The 13838-nt window shown below is 43.0% G+C and carries 13 protein-coding genes; 8 read left to right on the top strand and 5 right to left on the bottom strand.

What is annotated here, in order from left to right:
* Nucleotides 1-6 precede the first annotated feature (6 nt).
* Nucleotides 7-2130 (bottom strand): S-layer homology domain-containing protein, encoded by a 2124-nt coding sequence (locus Q1J64_RS08050; RefSeq protein ID WP_301108555.1) that lies wholly within the window; start codon nucleotides 2128-2130, stop codon nucleotides 7-9.
* 149 nt (nucleotides 2131-2279) lie between these two features.
* Here Q1J64_RS08050 and Q1J64_RS08045 point away from each other — a divergent pair, with 149 nt between their 5' ends.
* Nucleotides 2280-3461 (top strand): MalY/PatB family protein, encoded by a 1182-nt coding sequence (locus Q1J64_RS08045; RefSeq protein ID WP_301108554.1) that lies wholly within the window; start codon nucleotides 2280-2282, stop codon nucleotides 3459-3461.
* 291 nt (nucleotides 3462-3752) lie between these two features.
* Here the strand turns inward: Q1J64_RS08045 and Q1J64_RS08040 are convergent, their stop codons facing one another.
* The 3 genes from Q1J64_RS08040 to Q1J64_RS08030 form a co-directional block, all read right to left on the bottom strand.
* The gene (locus Q1J64_RS08040; RefSeq protein ID WP_301108553.1) at nucleotides 3753-4940 is read right to left on the bottom strand and encodes a class I SAM-dependent methyltransferase; all 1188 of its coding nucleotides are present in this window, start codon (nucleotides 4938-4940) and stop codon (nucleotides 3753-3755) included.
* A gap of 26 nt (nucleotides 4941-4966) precedes the next feature.
* Entirely contained in the window at nucleotides 4967-5698 is a 732-nt protein-coding gene (nfsA, locus tag Q1J64_RS08035) for an oxygen-insensitive NADPH nitroreductase (protein ID WP_301108552.1), read from the bottom strand.
* Between the two features lie 98 nt (nucleotides 5699-5796).
* Entirely contained in the window at nucleotides 5797-6264 is a 468-nt protein-coding gene (locus Q1J64_RS08030; protein ID WP_301108551.1) for a nucleoside deaminase, read from the bottom strand.
* 176 nt (nucleotides 6265-6440) lie between these two features.
* Between Q1J64_RS08030 and Q1J64_RS08025 the strand changes: the two genes are divergently transcribed.
* The 7 genes from Q1J64_RS08025 (at nucleotide 6441) to Q1J64_RS07995 (ending at nucleotide 13516) form a co-directional block, all read left to right on the top strand.
* Nucleotides 6441-7142, top strand: a complete 702-nt coding sequence (locus tag Q1J64_RS08025) for a VOC family protein (protein WP_301108550.1) — start codon at nucleotides 6441-6443, stop codon at nucleotides 7140-7142.
* A gap of 53 nt (nucleotides 7143-7195) precedes the next feature.
* On the top strand, nucleotides 7196-8461 hold the full coding sequence (gene hflX, locus Q1J64_RS08020; protein WP_301108549.1) for a GTPase HflX: 1266 nt from the start codon (nucleotides 7196-7198) through the stop codon (nucleotides 8459-8461).
* A 298-nt stretch (nucleotides 8462-8759) separates the two neighbouring features.
* Nucleotides 8760-9635, top strand: coding sequence for a DUF6612 family protein (locus tag Q1J64_RS08015; RefSeq protein WP_301108548.1), 876 nt, complete (start codon nucleotides 8760-8762; stop codon nucleotides 9633-9635).
* A 238-nt stretch (nucleotides 9636-9873) separates the two neighbouring features.
* A complete protein-coding gene (locus Q1J64_RS08010) occupies nucleotides 9874-10824 on the top strand; it encodes an ABC transporter permease (protein ID WP_301108547.1) in 951 nt (316 codons plus the stop codon).
* The gene (locus Q1J64_RS08005) at nucleotides 10817-11767 is read left to right on the top strand and encodes an iron chelate uptake ABC transporter family permease subunit (protein WP_301108546.1); all 951 of its coding nucleotides are present in this window, start codon (nucleotides 10817-10819) and stop codon (nucleotides 11765-11767) included. The genes Q1J64_RS08010 and Q1J64_RS08005 overlap by 8 nt, the downstream gene beginning before the upstream one ends.
* Nucleotides 11764-12525, top strand: a complete 762-nt coding sequence (locus Q1J64_RS08000; RefSeq protein WP_301108545.1) for an iron ABC transporter ATP-binding protein — start codon at nucleotides 11764-11766, stop codon at nucleotides 12523-12525. The genes Q1J64_RS08005 and Q1J64_RS08000 overlap by 4 nt, the downstream gene beginning before the upstream one ends.
* 22 nt (nucleotides 12526-12547) lie before the next feature.
* Nucleotides 12548-13516, top strand: coding sequence for a siderophore ABC transporter substrate-binding protein (locus Q1J64_RS07995; protein ID WP_301108544.1), 969 nt, complete (start codon nucleotides 12548-12550; stop codon nucleotides 13514-13516).
* Nucleotides 13517-13556: 40 nt separating this feature from the next.
* Here the strand turns inward: Q1J64_RS07995 and Q1J64_RS07990 are convergent, their stop codons facing one another.
* Nucleotides 13557-13742: a hypothetical protein gene (locus Q1J64_RS07990; protein ID WP_301108543.1), complete on the bottom strand. Its 186-nt coding sequence runs from the start codon at nucleotides 13740-13742 to the stop codon at nucleotides 13557-13559.
* Nucleotides 13743-13838: the final 96 nt, after the last annotated feature.

Below are 13838 nucleotides of genomic sequence, written 5' to 3'. Positions count from 1 at the left end.
CTCATTTTATAATGCATCGGTCACCTCTTCACCTTTAGGAAGATACTTCGAAAGATCAATATGTTCCAAACCTTCTTTTATTTTCGTCGTATAGCCTAAATTTTCATTCGACAAGAAGGTCGCTTTGGAAATAATCAGCTCTTTCAGATAAGGGAGATAGACAGGATCTATCCTCTGCCAAAGCTGGTAAGCATTAATCAAGTCCTCGAGTGTCAGATGCTTATAATCATCGCCCTTAAATGACAGATCAGGTGAGATGCGGTACCAGATATCACCGTTGTCGCGAATCCAGTTTTCCTTCTGATAGGCGATAGCCTGCTGGATGCGGCGTGCAGTCTGCAAATAACGGGGATCTTTGAATTCCTCGTATGCCATCAGTAAAATATTCATCCCGCCAAGCACGTGATTCATGGAAGCGTGCGTTGTGACTTCCTGATTGATCGGGAAGTAATCCGCAATATAATACGCGTATTTTTTCACGGGTATAATATTGCCTTTGTCTTCCTGTGACACGAGCAAATCCGCGTAATTCCGCAACGGTTCATTGGCTTCCGGAATAGCGAATTCACTGCCGATATTATAATAAAACAGCGCAATTTGTTCATTGAAACGGGTGTCAATGAAAGGGGCATGTATCTTGTACAAGTCTTTCAGATAGGTGCTCGTTACTTCCGTTTCCCAGTAATCCTTATCTTTCTTGAAGTTTTTTAGATTAACGAACGCGTTATAGACCAGGTTTTCAAAATAGCGGTCACCCTGCTCATGGAAAAGCATCAGCGCACGGTCTTCTTTCATCATTAACAGCGTCCGGCCATAGTTCTGTCCTGACTTCGGCATCGGTTCCGTAGAGTCGGCCAGTTTATTATAGGCACCGTCCGCAGTATACCAATTATTGCGCTTCTTGTGATTCTGACCTGTCTCTCTCATCCAGGCATAAATCTTTTCCTTCGAATCAAACAGCTGATGGTCAGAATTTAAATACCAGTGATCCGCGATATCCTGTCCTTTGGAACGCAATGTATAAACAGACAGCAGCGAGTCGTCTGCCAAAGCATAGGACAGAGCTTCCTGTTCATCGATCAGTTCACGTGTGAAACTTTCCCCACCGTTATCGTATCGCTTGGAAAGCTGCTTTGAACTATAGGACTGCCCGATCATTCGCTCTCTAACAGTACCGTCATTTCGAATGAAACGCAGTACACCTGTCGGATAAGAAGTCATATCTGCATCAGCTGAATCAATGTTTTCTCTCATCAGCGGATACCGGTCATAGCGATATAAATCAAAATAGGAGACCTCATTTTCCTTTTGCAGAATATCCACTGTAATAGGCTCGTCCGATGGGTTATTCAGTTCAGAAAATACAAAGATATCTTGATTTGCTAGGTTTCTGAATGTCACTTTGATTTCCGCACCGGCTGCTCCCACTTGATATGTGTAGTTTTCATCGTGCGAGAAGCCATAATCGGTCTGGGACCGTGATTTCAAATGAATTTTTTCTTCGGCACGCAAAGAAATTCGATGCCGTGCGAATGGTATTTCTTCTATATAAAGAGAAGTGTTCATGGGTAAAAAATTCTCCGATGTTTCGATATCGGTCACCGTGTAGGATTTGGCTTCTTTAATATAGCCGCTGTTCAGTAATAAACGATGCAAAACTTTAGCGAAAGTAGCTTTTGTAACAACCGTTGATCCATTTTGCAGAAATTCTTTCGCAGTCAGGACTTTGAATAGTGCAATGTTATGTAAAGCAGTCTGTTCAAGTTGCGAAGACCACAGTGCAATCAATTGATCAGGTTCTATGTCAAATGCAACGGTCAATACCTGCAGCAACTGTTCAGGTTTTATTGGCTCATTCATATCAGAAATAGGGTACAGGCTTGGTGCTTTGGACGGTAAAGTCTGTGATAAAGCTCGTACGGCCTGTCCTTTTGTCAGCGGTGCATCTGGTCTGATCTGCAAATCAGCATCACCATGCAATACATTCATTTCGGTCAATTGAAGAATTTCATTTTTTGCCCAGTGAAAGTCGGGGATATCTGTATATAATGTTGCTTGTGCTGTTACGGAATGGGCAGAACAGAAGAAAATCAGTGCTGTCCAACTCAATGATCCCATCCATTTTCTCATGATAATTACCTCCAGCAAGTTGCCAAATCAATAGTTACACTATACCCCAAAAATATTGCGCTCAACACGAACAGGAAGCAAAAGTGCATATATGGTATAATCTGAGTAGACAGATAGGATTGAATAGTAAAATAAGGGAGGATGTACGTATGAATAAAGATCAGTTTTTGGAACGATATGCAATTGACCGACGAGGATCGAACTCATTGAAGTGGGATAAATTAGAGGAACGTTTCGGCGATGCAGATTTATTGGCTGCCTGGGTGGCGGATATGGAATTTAAAGTGCCTGAGCAGGTAGTGGAAGCACTGAGAGAGAAAGTAGATTATGGCGTATTCGGCTATACATATGTTCCGGATTCCTATTATGAAGCGTTCATCAACTGGGAACGCGAGCGTCATGGCTATGAAGTGAAGTCGGAATGGATGCGCTTTTCAACAGGTGTCGTGACGGCACTTTACTGGTTCGTCAATGCCTTTACTAAGCCGGAAGATGCGGTTATTATTCTGTCACCGGTCTATTATCCGTTCAGCAATGCGGTGAAAGACACAGGACGCACGCTTGTTAACAGTGAACTGATCAATACAGACGGCAAGTACACGATTGACTTTGAAGACTTTGAGAAGAAAATTGTCGACAATGATGTGAAGCTGTTTATTCATTGTACGCCGCATAACCCCGTTGGCCGCGTATGGACGGCTGGAGAGGCTGAGAAGCTGCTCGCAATCTGTGACAAACATGACGTCCTGATTGTATCGGATGAAATTCATCATGATATGACATTCGGCGATCATACGCATATTCCATCTGCCATTGTGGCGGACGGCAAATATTCTGAGCGTGTCATCACGGTGACAGCTGCTTCCAAAACATTTAATCTGGCAGGGCTGTTGACATCACAGATCATTATCGAGAAGGAAGAGCTGCGCAATCAGTTTGATCAATTTGTGAAATCAGTCAATCAGACAGAAGTTAATCTGCTCGGCATGACGGCTTCTGAAGCCGCATTCCGACATGGTGCAGACTGGCTGGACGGGCTGCGCGCCGTCATTAAATCCAATGAACGCTATGCAGTGGAACAATTTGCAGAGCATGCGCCGAAATTGGTAGTTAGCCCGCTCGAAGGCACCTATTTGCTGTGGATCGATCTGCGTGCGTATATCCAGCCTGATAATGTCAAGGAATTTGTGCAGGACACATGCAAGCTGGCAATCGATTACGGTGAATGGTTCGGCGAAAAATCCAAAGGCTTTATCCGCCTGAATTTAGGAACAGAGCCTAAGCATATCAAGCAGGCGGTTGATGCGATTATTGAACATTTACCGAGATGATTACAAAGAGGGTTGTCTAAAAGTCGAAATTGACTTTTGGACAGCTTTTTTTAAAAATGAAATTTTGCTGATTAAAGAGATTTAGCAGCGCGCCAAAAATGCACCGAACCGTACCAAAAACTCTAGATAACGAGCCAAAACCTGTGTCGACCGCACATTTACGCGTTTGAACCGCACCAATCCACTAACTGACCGAACCAAACAAACTATTCACCGCACTATTCTCATCTTCACAGTGCAAAAAAAGACGGTCGCAAAAGCCAGCTGACTTTTGGACCGTCCTACTTTCATTTATATCGTGTTGCTGCCCGGAAGAAATCCAAGCCGCGGCTGCAGTTCTTTTTCTAAAAATGGTTTCGCATTCAACATATCGCGGAATGCCGCATAGCGTGCGATTTGCGCCTGATCTGGCTGACGGTCATTACGATAGGCGCGAATCAGTATGTTTTTCGGCGTATGTTCCATATCAATGAATTCGACGAGTTGCGCTTCGTAGCCTACTAATGACAACAGTTCGGCGCGCAACGAATCCGTGGCGAGCGCTGCAAATCGTTCTTTTACCAAGCCATGCTGCAGCATGACATCAAGTGCAGGGGACTGCAGTTGTGAAAACAGCTCATGCTGGCAGCAAGGAACAGATAAAATAACCGAAGCTCCCCATGTAACGGCTTTTGCAAGTGCCATATCTGTTGCCACGTCACATGCATGCAGCGTTACGACCATATCGACTGCCGTGTCACCTTCGTATTCGTTGATATCACCTACGAGGAATTCCAGCTGATCATACTGTAAGTCTTGTGCGATCACTTGGCATTCTTCGATTACTTCTTTTTTTAGATCTAATCCAGTGACCCGGATATCCAGGCCTTTTTCGATTCGCAAATAATGGTACAGTGCAAACGTCAAATACGACTTGCCTGAACCGAAATCCAAAATGCGGATCGGGCGGTCTTGCGGAAGATGGCTCAGCGTATCGTCAATCAATTCGACGAAACGGTTAATCTGCCGAAATTTATCGTGCTTTTGATTTTTCACTTTGCCTTCAGGAGTTTGCACGCCTAAACGTACTAAAAACGGATAAGGTGTTCCTTCAGTCAGTGCATAGTGCTTTTTACGGTTATGTGCGTAATCCACAGTTTTCTCTGTGTCCAAAAAGATTCTTTTAATAGAAACCTTCATCTTTTTCGACAGCTGAATCTGAATCGTTTCATCTGTTAATTCGATATGGAATTGCTTGTAAGCTTCAAGAGCCTCCTGCAACGGCACTGCAATATCATCGAGCGCTATATTCTCATGCTTAAGAATCCGCTCATGCTGATATTCAAACTGAATGTAAAATTCTCCTTTCAGTTCTAGAGGCTTCATTTTTATGCGTTTTGTTTCGTTTGATTTCAAACGGGGCTGACTGATCGTCCCCCGAATGAAAGTACCGTCTGTCATGCGTCTTTGCAACAGTTCGAGTACTTCATCTACTGACATGGTTTGACACTCCTGTCTGTCTGCGTTCAGTTAAATAGAAAGCCTTGCTTCTCTAAAAATCCTTTAATATGAAGGCGGTGCGGTTTCTCTAGGAAATCCGCCATCTCTGCCGTCCATGTGGCTTCACGCTGGTTAGAATCGCGGCCTGCATAATATGCCATCATGATTTCATCGTAAGCCGGCAATAACTCATCGTATTTTTCTTCATTATACGTATTTTCGTGCAGGACTGCTTCAACTGGCAGTCTCGGTTTCACGCCGTTCGCTTCATTCGGTACACCGATGGACATGCCGAATAAAGGCACGACGCCTTTTGGCAGTTCAAGCACTTCTGCAATTTCTTCAATCGCATTACGTACACCACCTATATAGCAGATGCCATAACCTTTTGATTCAGCTGCGATGGCGACATTTTGAGCGAACAGACCGACATCGATTGCACCGACCAAGACGTTTTCAGCAACAGAATAGTCAATTTCTCTGCCGTGCAGGCGGGCTGCATGTGACAGGCGGTTGTAATCCATGCAGAAAACAAGTACTGCTCCGCCTGTATAAAACTGACGGCGGTTTTTGGAAAGCTCCGCCAGTTGTCCACGTTTTTCCGTATCTGTTACATAAAGCACGGAGCAGGCCTGCACAAAATGTGAGCTTGCCGCGTGCTGTCCTGCCCGAATCAGTTCAGTCACTGTCTCCCGTGTGATTGGCTCGTCTTTGTAGCGACGAACAGAAGAGTGAGACGTTAATAAATCGATAACCATACTATCCCTCCGCATTTGTTTTCTCAGCAGGAGATGTTATCCTCCTGAAACCCTTCTTTCATCCTACACTATTCAGAGCTTTCAGGAAATACCCAAGCTCATTTGAACTCGCGTTTTTGCCAAGCAATGAACGGTTTTAACGCTTCGGTAGTCTTATGCTGAATGAATGGAATTGACCTTCTTTCAGGTCGCAGTTCTTGATCAGGGAAGAAAGGTTGCACTGGATTTGTAAAACCGACCTCCTCATATGCGTCCTGCTTGCTGCACGCATAAACGATTCTGCCCACTTTTGCCCAATAAGAAGCACCAAGACACATTGGGCAAGGTTCACCACTGGCATAGAGTACACAGGCAGACAGATCCAGTGTCTGTAATTTCGCACAAGCTTCTTTGATTGCCAGAAGCTCTGCATGTGCGGATGGATCACATGTGGTTTCCACAAGGTTCGTCCCTGACCCAATAATTTCCCCGTCTTTCACAACGACCGCTGCAAACGGGCCACCGCCATTTGCTACATTCACTGTCGCCATTTCCACTGTATGCTCTAGCCACATTTCATCATTCATGTCATTACCTCCTGTCGAATAATCAAATTTCCCGGGAAATATTGTCCGGATTCCTGATCTCATCATACAAAACAATTGCAGTTCAGACAAAAAATCCAATCAGCGCTTGAAAACAATGAATAACTGTACGTTTTTGTTATGATGGGTGAATAAGAGTAGTAGAGGAGGCCGCAGCCATGAAGTTAGATCATATTGTCTATTTCACCAATGAAAAGCTGGAGGAAGTTATTAAAGCACAGCTAGCAGAAGGTTACGACGCCATTATGGGTGGCCGTCATGAGCATTGGGGAACTGCCAATGCATTGCTCTATACAGAAAATGCTTATATTGAATGGCTGACAGTAGAAAATCTGGACAAGGCGAAGCAAGCTGCATCGAGTCAGCCACTGATTGAACAATTGCTTCATGATCAGTCATACGGTAACGGTTGGGCAACTGTATGCTTTTCTGTAGAAAATATGGAAGAGTGGAAGGATGAGCTGGATAATAAGGGATTTCAGACGACAGATGTTTTATCTGCTTCACGAAGAACTAATGATGGAAAGCTGCTACGATGGAAAATGTTGTTTGTTGAACAACAAATTACGAGCGATCTGCCTTATCCTTTTTTCATTGAGTGGGAAGAGACAGAAGCTCAGCGGTTTAAAAGATTGCAAGAACAGGGGGCATACACCGCTGTACATCGAAACCACAAAATTACAGAATGTGTTTTTCATGTCGATGATCCGCTGAGAGATACGGCAGAATGGGCAATCCTGCTGTCACAGAAGGTTGGCGATCACAATGATATTCAAATAGAAGATACCCTATTTCAGTTTGTTGAAAAACCTGGAGAGCCTGAACGTTTAGCAGCTGTTCGTCTGGCGAATAACGGTTAGTTGGCGTTATGAAGGGTAAACTGTTTATAAAAGACGTTGGGGAGGATATTAGAATGGATGTATTAATAGAAGAAGCAGTCATAGTTGGTGTACATGAACAAAAAGATCTACACTTCGAATATGCGATGGAAGAGTTGCGCAACTTAGCGGAAGCAATCGATGTCACGATAGTTGGGCAAGTGTCACAGAATCTTGAGAGAAGAAACCCATCTCATTATTTAGGTAAGGGGAAAATTGATGAAATACGACAGGTATATGAGGAAACAGGCGCAAACTTGCTGATTTTCAATGATGAACTGTCGCCTTCTCAACTGCGTAATCTGGAAAAAGAGCTGGAATGTAAAATTATCGATCGGACCATGCTGATTTTGGATATTTTCGCAAGACGTGCACGTAACCGCGAAGCGCAGATGCAGGTGGAACTAGCTCAGCTTCAATATTCTTTGCCGCGTCTGGTAGGGCTCCGTGCTTCATTGAGCAGGCAGGGTGGAGGAACAGGCGGAGGTCTGCAGAACAAAGGGGCCGGGGAAACGAAACTGGAACTTGACCGCCGGAAAATTGAAGATCAGATTGCAAAACTGCGCAAAGAATTGGATCAAGTCAGTGAACAGCGGGAGACTCAGCGTAAACAGCGGGTGCGCAGCGGAATTCCGGTTGTATCTATTGTTGGCTATACGAATGCTGGAAAATCGACGCTGATGAATCGTCTGCTTCAATATGTAGAAGCTGATGAGTCAAAGCAAGTGAGCGAAAAAGATATGCTGTTCGCCACACTGGAGACGGCTGTTCGGAAAATCAAACTACAGAGCAAGAAAGAATTCATTTTGACGGATACGGTAGGATTTGTCTCCAAGTTGCCTCATCATCTTGTCAAAGCATTCCGCTCTACATTAGAAGAAGCGAGAAATGCAGATCTACTTCTTCATGTTGTCGATGTGTCTAACGAAGAGCACGGTTATATGATGGACATTACCAATGAAACTCTGCAGGATATCGGAGTGGAAAGCGTTCCGACAGTCAATGTGTACAATAAAGCAGACTTGGCAAAAATACCGTACCCTCGTGTGCAGGATCAGAATATCTGGATGTCTGCCGGTAAAAATGTAGGTGTACCTGAATTGCTGAAGCTAATTGAACAGAGTCTTTTCAAAGAATATGTAACATGCAAACTGCTCATCCCGTATGATCGGGGAGAAATCGTTTCCCATCTGAATGAGACAGCTGCGATTAAAGAGACTGCTTATGAAGAAGAAGGAACACTGCTGACGGTAGAAATGCCCGTAAGCGAATGCGAGCGACTGCAGGAGTTTGTATTGTAAACAGAAGATCAAACGCAAAAAAAGGGCTGCATGCGCAATGCATGCAGCCAAATCCTTTTATCTTTATAAGAAGAGAAAGGGGGTGGGATGTTTCTAGTATGCCCGCTTTAGCTTTAATTAAACCTTTCTGACAGAATGAGTTGGAATTACCTATCCTGCTCGTTTAAATTGCCTATGTAATTATTGGGTAGACTTGGTATAAAGGTTTCGTTTATGTCGGAATTTGAGGAAAATTGAACCTTTTTACTTCTTCGGCCGTACAACTAAGTGAAGCTAAAATAAGAGGAGAGATGTAGATATGAAAAAGTGGACATCAATTATAGGTGCGGGTGCACTGGCATTTGCTTTAAGTGCCTGCGGACAGACAGCAACGCCGAAAGAGGATACCAATACGGATCCTGGAAAAGAAGAAAAGGTAGTAGTGAAAAGCGACCTTACTGTGCAGGAAGTGATGGAGAAAGCAAATGCTGCGTCTGAAACACAACAAAGCATGCACGCTGACATGGTGATGGACCAGAACATCGAGATGGGTGAGGACATTCAAGAAGTTCATTCGACAATCGATATGGATATGATTGTTAAACCGCTTGCTATGCGTCAAACGATAAACATGCAAATGGGCGACGAAGAGATGGCTGTCGAAATGTTTATGACAGAAGACGGATTTTTTATGAAAGATCCAGAGTCGGGCGACTGGATGCAGCTGCCGAATGATATGTATGAAGAAGTTGCAGGACAGATGGCGGGTTCTATGAATACACAAGTAGACTTTTCTATTTATGAAGAGTTCGCTGATGATTTTACATTCGAACAGACCAATGATGAATACATTCTTCATTTGAAGGGGTCAGGCGATAAGTTCAGTGAATTGATGAAAGATATGATGGAACAAAACATGCCTGCAGGAATGGAAGAAGAGCAATTAGATCTCATTTCTCAAATGAAGATTGAAAGTATTGATGTGGAATTTACAATTGACAAGAAAACTTTCTTCACAAATCATTTTGACATGGATATGGTCATGACAATGGAAGAAGAAGGCCAGCAAGTGAAGATCTCACAAAAGATCAAAGGTGATATCTCGAAAATTAATGAAATTGATGAAATCAAAGTACCGAAAGAAGTTATTGATAATGCAGTTGATATGAACGAAGCCATGCAGCAACAGCAATAAAAGCAGTGTAAACTGTCTTCCGTATTTCAGGAAGGCAGTTTTTTTGCGCTGTAGAACGGCTGTCACAATACATAGACTGTGGAATACGATAAAAAATCAATTGTCACAAAGAGATGATAATCATTTTCAATTAGCTATTGACTTCGTACAGTAAAACACTTAAAGTAGTTCATGAGCGAATGATAATCATTTTCATTTAAGTGAGTAAAAGCTCAAATATTCGATATCGGAGTTCTTCATGAAGAAACGTTATTTGTTTACAGCTGTCATACTACTCTCACTCCTTTCATTATTCGTCGGTGCAAGCAGAATTACACCAATGGACTTATTGGATTGGAGATCAGAAGAAACAGAAATTTTCTTAATTAGCAGGGTTCCGCGGTTAGTTGCTATTTTGCTGGCGGGGGCAGGAATGAGTATTGCCGGGCTGATTATGCAGCAGCTAAGCCGCAATAAGTTTGTTTCTCCTACAACAGCAGGAACGCTTGACGCAACGAAGCTGGGGATTTTAGTCTCAATGATAATATTCACGAATGCAACACTATTAGAAAAAATGGCAGTGTCTTTTACATTCGCCCTACTCGGTACATTTTTGTTCATGCAAATCCTGGACCGAATTAAATTTAAGGATGCGATCTTCATTCCGCTTGTCGGCTTGATGTTCGGGAATATCCTGTCATCCATTTCCACATTTTTCGCTTATAAAGCAAATGTCATTCAGAACATGTCAGCTTGGCTGCAAGGTGACTTTTCGATGATCATGAAAGGCCGTTATGAACTTTTGTATATAAGCATACCGGTCCTGATCATTACCTATTTATATGCGAATCGTTTTACAGTGGCCGGAATGGGTGAAGATTTCTCCAAGAACTTAGGGCTGGCGTACAAACGGATTGTGAATATAGGCCTTGTCTTAGTTGCGTTAATTACGACAACCGTTGTATTAACGGTAGGTCTAATCCCGTTCTTAGGACTGATCATCCCGAATATCGTCTCGATTTTCAAAGGCGACCATCTTCAAAAGACGTTACCGCACACCGCTTTGCTCGGCGCAATCTTTCTTCTCATTTGCGACATTATAGGAAGAGTTATTATCTATCCATACGAGATCTCGATCAGTTTAATGGTTGGTGTGATCGGAAGCGGAATCTTCCTGTTCCTGTTGTTTAGGGGGAAAGCATATGCGTAATAGAACAAAACTAGTAATCTTAACAGCTGTTGCACTAGTGTTTTGCGGATTGTATTTATTTCAAGGACTGAACGGCAGCTATGACTACGCGCTCCCTCGAAGAGCGATCAAAGTGGTTGCGATGATTTTGACGGGCGTGGCGGTCGCGTATTCTACGGTCATTTTCCAGACGATTACACATAACCGAATTTTGACGCCTAGCATTATGGGGCTGGACTCCCTATACATCTTATTGCAAACTGTCCTTATTTTCTTCTTTGGTTCTACCCATTTTGTACTGATAAATCAGCAATTCAACTTTATGTTGTCGGTGGGAGCCATGGTACTGTTTGCTTTACTGCTCTATCACTTTTTATTCGGCAAGGGGAACCGGCCGATCTATTTCTTGCTGCTGGTCGGTATTATTGTCGGAACGTTCTTCGGCAGTATCTCGACATTCCTGCAAGTCTTGATCGATCCGAATGAATTCTTGCGCGTACAGGATAAAATGTTTGCGAGCTTCAACAATATCAACGGCGATCTCGTCTGGTGGGCATTTGCAATACTCGTGCTGACACTGATCATCGGCTGGCGCTATATCAATGAACTGGATGTTCTTTCATTAGGACGTGATACCGCAATCAACTTAGGGGTGAATTATCAGACGGTCGTCAAGATCATGCTGATATTATCCGCAGTTCTCATTGCTGTATCTACCGCGCTGGTCGGTCCCATTACTTTCTTTGGACTCATTGTCGCCAATCTGTCATATCAATTCTTTAACACATTCAAGCATTCCATCTTAATCACAGGAGCTGCGTTAATGAGTGTCGTTGCATTGGTCGGCGGACAATGGATTGTTGAGCGGGTCTTCTCGTTCTCCACGACATTGAGTGTTATCATCAACTTCGTCGGTGGCATTTACTTTATCTATTTACTATTAAAGGAGAGTCGATCTTCATGATTCAAGTTCGTGAGTTAACGAAGTTTTATGGAAAAAAGGCAGTCGTCGAAAAGGTCAATGTGAATATCCATCGCGGAAAAATCACATCTTTCATTGGACCGAACGGGGCTGGTAAATCTACTCTTCTTTCGATGGTTAGCAGGTTGATGGATGCTGATACAGGCGAAGTATTGCTCGACAAACACAAAGTGAAGGATATGAAATCCAATGAATTCGCTAAGCGTGTAGCCATTCTTAAGCAATCCAATTTCATGAATGTCAAATTGACCATTCGCGAACTTGTTGGATTCGGCCGTTTCCCGCACTGTAAGGGCCGTCTCCAGGAAGAAGATGAACGGATGGTGAATCAGGCGCTTGAATACATGGGCTTAATGGATATGCAGGAAGCTTATTTGGACGAATTATCCGGTGGTCAGCGTCAGCGCGCGTTTATTGCAATGACTATTGCGCAGGATACCGATTATATTTTACTGGATGAGCCGCTGAACAACTTGGACATGAAACATTCCGTACAGATTATGAAAATTTTACGTCAGCTCGTCAATGACCTGGGTAAAACGGTCGTTATCGTGTTGCACGATATCAACTTTGCATCCGTTTATTCAGACCGCATTGTTGCATTGAAAAACGGCAGGGTCATCAAGGACGGGCTGACAAACGATATTATCAATTCAGAATCACTGCGGGAAATCTACGATATGGATATCCCGATTCAACAAATGAAAAATTGTCGTATTTGTGTTTACTTTAACTCTTAAAAAAAGCGAGGAACTAATTCAAATGAAAAAACTTACACTATCCCTATTTGCATTGATTTTAATGCTTGCACTTGCTGCTTGCGGCAGCACGAAAGAAGAAGACAAGCCGGCTGACAACGCGGCACCAGAAGATAAGCCAGCTGTGGAAGAAAGCACAGAAATCACAATCAAGCATGAGCTTGGTGAAACAACACTTGAGAAGAACCCTGAAAAAGTAGTTGTCTTTGATAACGGTGTACTTGATACATTGGATGAATTAGGAATTGAAGTAGCAGGATTGCCACAGTCTCATGTACCTGCATACCTTTCTAAATACGATGATGCTGAAAAGTACGAAAACCTGGGAAGCCTGAAAGAGCCTGATTTCGAAGCAATTAATGCAATGAAGCCGGACGTAATTTTTATCTCTGGACGTCAGTCAGATTCATATGAAGAACTTTCAAAAATCGCACCGACGATCTTCATGGGTGTAGATACAACACGCTACATGGAATCATTCAAAGAAAACATGGATAAAATTGCAATGATTTTTGACAAAGAAGATGAAATGAAAGCTGAATTGGATAAAGTTGATGCAAGCATTGAAGATATCAAAGCGAAGACTGCTGAATCAGACGGCAAAGCATTGTTGATCCTGGCAACTGAAGGAAAAGTAAGTGCATACGGACCAAGCTCACGTTTTGGGTTGATTCACGACGTATTCGGTTTTGAGCCTGCGGATGAAAAGATTGAAGCTTCCACACACGGTCAGAACATTACGTTTGAATACATCTTGGACACAAATCCTGATATCCTGTTCGTCATCGACCGTGATGCAGCAATCGGTAACGGTGCATCAGCAAAAGATTCTGTTGAAAACGACTTGGTTAAGAAAACAAACGCGTTCCAAAATGAAAAAATTGTTTACCTGAACGGTGAATATTGGTACTTGTCAGGCGGCGGACTTCAATCATTGAAAGAAATGATCAAAGAAGTAGAAGCTGGACTATAATAAGCAATCAAATCCCGGGAGACTTAGTCTTTCGGGATTTTTATATGGAATTTAGGGTAGAATGCAGATGGATGCAGATGTAGTTGATCATGCATGTCCTATTAGCACCCATACTGCCGCTCATTCCGTTAAAATTTATGCTCATATCGAGCAGCCGCGTGACCATACCGCTTGATTCCAAGATCATACACGTCTGTTCCGTGCTCATAGCCTCTCCCATACTCATTCGCGATTCTCCTGCCTAAAACTAAACTAGTAAAAATACGTCATACAGTGGTATAATTACACGTGTAAAGACATTGAAAAACTCTACAAGAGAAAG

This window comes from Sporosarcina sp. (assembly GCF_029257255.1).
Classification (GTDB): domain Bacteria; phylum Bacillota; class Bacilli; order Bacillales_A; family Planococcaceae; genus Sporosarcina.
This window is presented reverse-complemented; position numbering and strand designations above follow the sequence as displayed.

What these genes read in the sequence shown, in the direction of transcription:
- Q1J64_RS08050 (WP_301108555.1), bottom strand. Translation starts at nt 2,130, where the DNA reads ATGAGAAAATGGATGGGATCATTGAGTTGGACAGCACTGATTTTCTTC.
- Q1J64_RS08045 (WP_301108554.1), top strand. Translation starts at nt 2,280, where the DNA reads ATGAATAAAGATCAGTTTTTGGAACGATATGCAATTGACCGACGAGGA.
- Q1J64_RS08040 (WP_301108553.1), bottom strand. Translation starts at nt 4,940, where the DNA reads ATGTCAGTAGATGAAGTACTCGAACTGTTGCAAAGACGCATGACAGAC.
- nfsA (WP_301108552.1), bottom strand. Translation starts at nt 5,698, where the DNA reads ATGGTTATCGATTTATTAACGTCTCACTCTTCTGTTCGTCGCTACAAA.
- Q1J64_RS08030 (WP_301108551.1), bottom strand. Translation starts at nt 6,264, where the DNA reads ATGAATGATGAAATGTGGCTAGAGCATACAGTGGAAATGGCGACAGTG.
- Q1J64_RS08025 (WP_301108550.1), top strand. Translation starts at nt 6,441, where the DNA reads ATGAAGTTAGATCATATTGTCTATTTCACCAATGAAAAGCTGGAGGAA.
- hflX (WP_301108549.1), top strand. Translation starts at nt 7,196, where the DNA reads ATGGATGTATTAATAGAAGAAGCAGTCATAGTTGGTGTACATGAACAA.
- Q1J64_RS08015 (WP_301108548.1), top strand. Translation starts at nt 8,760, where the DNA reads ATGAAAAAGTGGACATCAATTATAGGTGCGGGTGCACTGGCATTTGCT.
- Q1J64_RS08010 (WP_301108547.1), top strand. Translation starts at nt 9,874, where the DNA reads ATGAAGAAACGTTATTTGTTTACAGCTGTCATACTACTCTCACTCCTT.
- Q1J64_RS08005 (WP_301108546.1), top strand. Translation starts at nt 10,817, where the DNA reads ATGCGTAATAGAACAAAACTAGTAATCTTAACAGCTGTTGCACTAGTG.
- Q1J64_RS08000 (WP_301108545.1), top strand. Translation starts at nt 11,764, where the DNA reads ATGATTCAAGTTCGTGAGTTAACGAAGTTTTATGGAAAAAAGGCAGTC.
- Q1J64_RS07995 (WP_301108544.1), top strand. Translation starts at nt 12,548, where the DNA reads ATGAAAAAACTTACACTATCCCTATTTGCATTGATTTTAATGCTTGCA.
- Q1J64_RS07990 (WP_301108543.1), bottom strand. Translation starts at nt 13,742, where the DNA reads ATGAGTATGGGAGAGGCTATGAGCACGGAACAGACGTGTATGATCTTG.